This is a genomic window from Paenibacillus sp. 01T422 (assembly GCF_056398785.1).
Genome location: NZ_JBFTQB010000577.1, coordinates 1 through 4,773 on the forward strand (window position 1 = coordinate 1; position 4,773 = coordinate 4,773).

At 40.0% G+C, this 4,773-nt stretch carries 5 protein-coding genes and 1 pseudogene; 5 read left to right on the forward strand and 1 reads right to left on the reverse strand.

Going from position 1 to position 4,773, the window contains the following annotated elements:
• Both AC1DUA_RS26305 and AC1DUA_RS26310 read left to right on the forward strand, forming a co-directional pair.
• The coding region (locus AC1DUA_RS26305) for a Ger(x)C family spore germination C-terminal domain-containing protein (RefSeq protein ID WP_477502585.1) at positions 1 to 795 on the forward strand (795 nt) is incomplete at its 5' end.
• A gap of 89 nt (positions 796 to 884) precedes the next feature.
• Positions 885 to 1,073, forward strand: coding sequence for a hypothetical protein (locus AC1DUA_RS26310; RefSeq protein WP_477502586.1), 189 nt, complete (start codon positions 885 to 887; stop codon positions 1,071 to 1,073).
• A 131-nt stretch (positions 1,074 to 1,204) separates the two neighbouring features.
• On the opposite strand, the gene AC1DUA_RS26315 is transcribed toward AC1DUA_RS26310, so the two are convergent.
• Positions 1,205 to 1,483 (reverse strand): hypothetical protein, encoded by a 279-nt coding sequence (locus tag AC1DUA_RS26315; RefSeq protein ID WP_477502587.1) that lies wholly within the window; start codon positions 1,481 to 1,483, stop codon positions 1,205 to 1,207.
• A gap of 214 nt (positions 1,484 to 1,697) precedes the next feature.
• Between AC1DUA_RS26315 and AC1DUA_RS26320 the strand changes: the two genes are divergently transcribed.
• The 3 genes and pseudogenes from AC1DUA_RS26320 to AC1DUA_RS26330 all read left to right on the forward strand — a co-directional run.
• Positions 1,698 to 2,633, forward strand: coding sequence for an AEC family transporter (locus tag AC1DUA_RS26320; RefSeq protein WP_477502588.1), 936 nt, complete (start codon positions 1,698 to 1,700; stop codon positions 2,631 to 2,633).
• 203 nt (positions 2,634 to 2,836) lie between these two features.
• Positions 2,837 to 4,039, forward strand: a complete 1,203-nt coding sequence (locus AC1DUA_RS26325) for an RCC1 domain-containing protein (RefSeq protein WP_477502589.1) — start codon at positions 2,837 to 2,839, stop codon at positions 4,037 to 4,039.
• A gap of 274 nt (positions 4,040 to 4,313) precedes the next feature.
• A pseudogene (locus AC1DUA_RS26330) lies at positions 4,314 to 4,773 on the forward strand (sugar ABC transporter permease); the annotation flags it as partial.

The window sequence follows — 4,773 nt, forward strand, 5'->3', positions numbered from 1 at the left end:
GCCTTGTACTACAAACAAGTACGATTAATTATCATCCAGAATAATTTGACCAATGACAAAAAAGATTTAAGTGAAGTGATAAAGTTTTTAATGAAATCCAAGGAATTACCTTCAATCGCTTTGTTAGCCCTAACTGATGAAAATATCGAGAAAATGTTTGCCAATATTAACGAAAAACTTGATGCCCATGCAACCTCTATCATTGACTATTTCTATAAAGGGACCGATTGGGCACCGGAAATCTCGACCACTCGCATTTGGGAAATTTATCGAAGTTTATTTTCATATACAAATGATATAGCTGTTCCGATTATTAATTCCGGAAAAGATACTTTATTAAGCTTTGAGGGAGCCGCTGTATTGAAAAATGGAAAAATAATGGAGAAAATTAGTCCGAGTGAAAATCAATTCGTTAATTTGTTTCATAACCATCATGCAAAAGGAGTTGTAGAGAACCTGGGATACGCCAGCATCATGGTGAAAAATAGCTCATTACAAATAAAACCATCAAGGAAAATGGATGAGCTGATGGTGTCAAGCGATTTATCTTTAAAAATAGAGATTTTAGAAAAAAGAGAAGGCGTCACAAATGATCAAATACAAAGCGAACTTGAGCAGCTGATCGAAAAGCGATTTTACGAGTTGTTCGACCAAGCCCAAAGAAACAAAACAGATATTTTCGGGCTTGGCCAGCATTACCGTAATCGAATTCCTTATCATGAATTGAAAAACTGGAGAGAAGATTATTATCCTAATTTAAAAGTGAGTTTTCAGGTCCATGTAAAAATGGAATAAATTTAAAAACATATTATTTTTGCAACAAAAATCATCCTGTATTCGTTTGTATAATGTAGCAAGCAAACATTCAGGAGAGAAGGCAATTTATGAAAAAGTATAATAAAAAAGCAGCGGTATATCCTATGTTAATAGCAAGTATGCTTGTGTTCACAGCATGCACATCAAATGAAAAACCAGCAGCTAGTCCAGCTGATTCAATAGCTAGCCCTACACCTATAAAGCAACCGATGAGTTTCAACTTAAATTTATTATTCCCAAATCAAGTGGGAAAGTAGACCACATTTCTGTTTTCGATACCAAGCATTCTGTCAATCATATGGCTGGCTAAATAAAAAAACAAAGGGGTAAGCCCCTTTGTTTTTTTGTTCTTACTGAGACTCAATGCTCGAATTGAATGTGGATGATCCTAATCTAAGAATTTGGAACCTTCCGGTAAAACAGCATCCTTATCGACCGCAATTAGTCCTACGCCCCCGGGGACATATGCTGCTACTGTATCTTCATCAACATTTAAATAAAAACCAGGTACATAGGTACCATGAACATAAGTTTGAATAAAGCCGTTATTGTACATAAAGGGTGGCGTATCTACGGTCTCAGCAGTTGCAGCGCTAATCACACTTGGAACCATTAAACTCGAACTTGCAATAAGCATAAACAATTTTGTTTTGAAGGAACTCATCATGTAACACTCTCCCAACGGTATGATTTATTTTAGTGCTATAGATCATATGTAAACCAGTTGGGATATATTTGAAACACGTAACAAAGAAAATTTTGGGAAATGTTTAAACGTAATAGCATGATTATTGTTTTTACCTATAAAGTTAATTCCGATTATATATTAGACCAATAAATAATTTGAATATATGATATATGAATAATTAAAACTGGCTCGATTGAAGGAGGTTAATGTCATTAGCAGCTACGTATCTTTGTTTGGGACGGTAAGTGTACCGATCCTGCTGGCTTGCTTTCTCGGTTATCTGTATCAGAAGTACAAATCGCCCGATTCGAAGGTGTTGGCGGATTTGAGCTTGTTTGTACTTTCGCCATGCCTTATTGTAAGTGCTGTTTCAGGCAGCGAATTAAATAGCTCCTCTTTTGCCCATATTGCCTTATTTACGGTTATTCAGACTATTCTTTGCTGGCTGGCTTCCCTTCTTGTTGGGAAATTATTGCGATTTAATACGCCTTCTTTACGGGCCATGGAACTGACGACTATCTTTGCCAACTCGAATAATTACGGGTTACCTTTACTGCTTCTTGCATTTGGAAATGCTGGCTTTGCCATTGGAGTCACGAATGTAGTCTTACATATTGTACTTGTGAATACACTCGGTATGTACATTGCCTCGCGCAGTTCCTTTAGCCCAAAGCAAGCTGCTGCCAAAATGGTACGAAACCCTCTGATTTATGCGGCTGCGGCAGGTCTAGTACTGTATTTGTTCCAAATTCCATTACCGAAGAGCTTACATGCTGGCTTGGAGCTTATTGGCGGAGCTTACGCTGCTATCGTTTTGCTTATGCTAGGTATGCAACTCAAAAAAACAAACTGGCGTGCGAGCATGAGACGCGAACTGTGGATTTCTATCATAATGCGAATTGTAGGAGTGCCTCTTCTGTCTTTGCTGACCATTAAGTTGCTTGGTCTTCATGGTCTTGAAGCTTCGGTTTTATTCGTTCAGTCTTCTATGCCTGCCGCTATTAATTCTCTGGTGCTTATGGAAAAGTACGGAGGTGATAAAGAGCTCGTTTCAGTCAACGTAGCGATAACGACGGCTGCTAGCTTTCTTTATTTACCTGTTCTTATTTATTGGTCTGGAGGGTTTTGATTAAAAGCATGAGAAAGGAATGCTTAATAAAGAACAACTGGGGGCTGCCGCTAAGGGGTAGCCTCTTTTCGTGTGTCGCAGAACGGTGCATGAATATAATTTCCGTATTTTGGATAAAAAGGTGAAACTTTCTTGGAGAATGAGCGTCAGATAAATATGACCGATTGTAGATTGGTATAAACGAAACGTGGAGGATTGGTGCAATGAAATTAGGTTTGATGACAAGTAAGATGGCAATGTTTATTTTATTCTCGAGTATGGCTTTATCATTATTCCTCGGTGCATCGCCATCGGTACAAGCTGAAGTCGCAACGCCTGTGTCAGAAGATGCGAAAGCAGTCCATATCACTGATGTAGGAGGTCTTCCTTATGTGTTGGACGATAAAGGTGATGTTTGGGGCACATCTATTTCATCACGCGCGTATAGGATGGATCTGATTCGCTACCCGGGGCATCTGGAAAAGGTAGATGGCTTGAACAAGATTACAAGCATTGTTGCCAGTTCGCGCTCTGCATTTGCTTTAAAAGATGACGGTACTGTGTGGAATGTTGAGTATGTAGAGTCATCTACGAGCGCGGAAAAAGACAAATGGGGGCTGTTTACTCCAAAATTGTTGACACAAGTTCCAAATCTTCAAAACATAGTGATAATTGAACATTACAAGGCCGTCGATAGGGACGGAAAGCTCTGGATATGGAATGATATCCCTAGTTTTAGCAAAACAGGCGACTGGGAAGCGTATTTTCCTTCTTTGCAGAAGGAGCCAGTACTTGTCAACGGAATTGATCATATCAAAGATTTATCAGGTACAACGATTCTCAAGGACGATGGAACGGTTTGGACATGGGAATGTGGCCTCAGGGATTGTGATATATTCAATGTGATGCGCTCCAATAATCCTATTCAGATTCAAGGACTCACAGACATTGTAAAACTCGGTCACGGTTCTTCCGCTGATCAGCTTGCTCTGAAAAAGGACGGTACCGTGTGGATATGGGGAGGTGGTTCTCTGTCTAATCCACAATATGATGGCTCCGGTATAGATGAGCCGCCAGCACCGATAGATGGTTTGACCGACATTGTTGATGTTTCTATTACTAATGAACACTTTTTAGCGCTGAAGAAAGACGGAACTGTCTGGTCTATGGGTTATTTCCCGCGAGATTTTGCACACATATCTAACTCGATGGCTGAAGAAAATTATCGCTCTCTTTATCAAGTGGAGGGTTTAGCGGACGTTACTGCTGTATTTGCGGGTTATAATACGGACGCAGTCATCAAGCAAGATGGTTCCTTATGGATGTGGGGCTATGATTTGAAAGGACTATTTGGAGATGAATGGTCTCTCCAATTATCACCTGTACAAGTTAAAGTGAAGCCTATCCCGAGTACATCCCGACGTTGAAGGTGGAATTTTCAGCGAAGTTCCGAGAGTTCCGGAGTTACCTAATTACAGATTAGTACATGATAGAAGGCTGCCGACATCAAATGATCGGCAGCCTTCTCAGCTATATAAGCGTTATAATGATTATCCGAGGTTATATGATGATTATTGATTACCTAAAACGCCAATGTTGTAAGCGTATACAACTGGCTTTCTGATGATTGTATCCGGTTACTCAATACGATGCTATGATCATTTTATTCAAACGCACCATGCAGAAAGGAAGGTCATTCTCATGAAGGCAACGACGGTGGACGCCGGCGTCAAACGTGCCTCTCTTTTATCCACAAACGTGTTGAAAAAAAGACTGCTCAAAAATCGCTGGCTCTATTACATGCTTACCCCTGGTGTCTTGTATTTTCTTATTTTTAAATATGCACCGATGTGGGGGGTACTAATCGCATTTCAGGATTACTCGCCTTTCACTGGATTTTGGGGGAGTGATTGGGTCGGCCTCGAGCACTTCCGAACCTTCTTCAGCGAGCCAGAGTTTACATTACTATTCAAAAATACGTTTATATTAGCAATCTACAACATCTTTTTCTTCTTCCCGCTACCGATCTTCGTTGCACTTATGCTCAATGAGATTCGTAAGGAAGTGTTCAAGCGAACCGTACAAAGTCTCATTTATATACCACATTTCATATCTTGGGTTGTTGTGGTCGGATTGGTCCATATTCTGTTTACAACAGAGG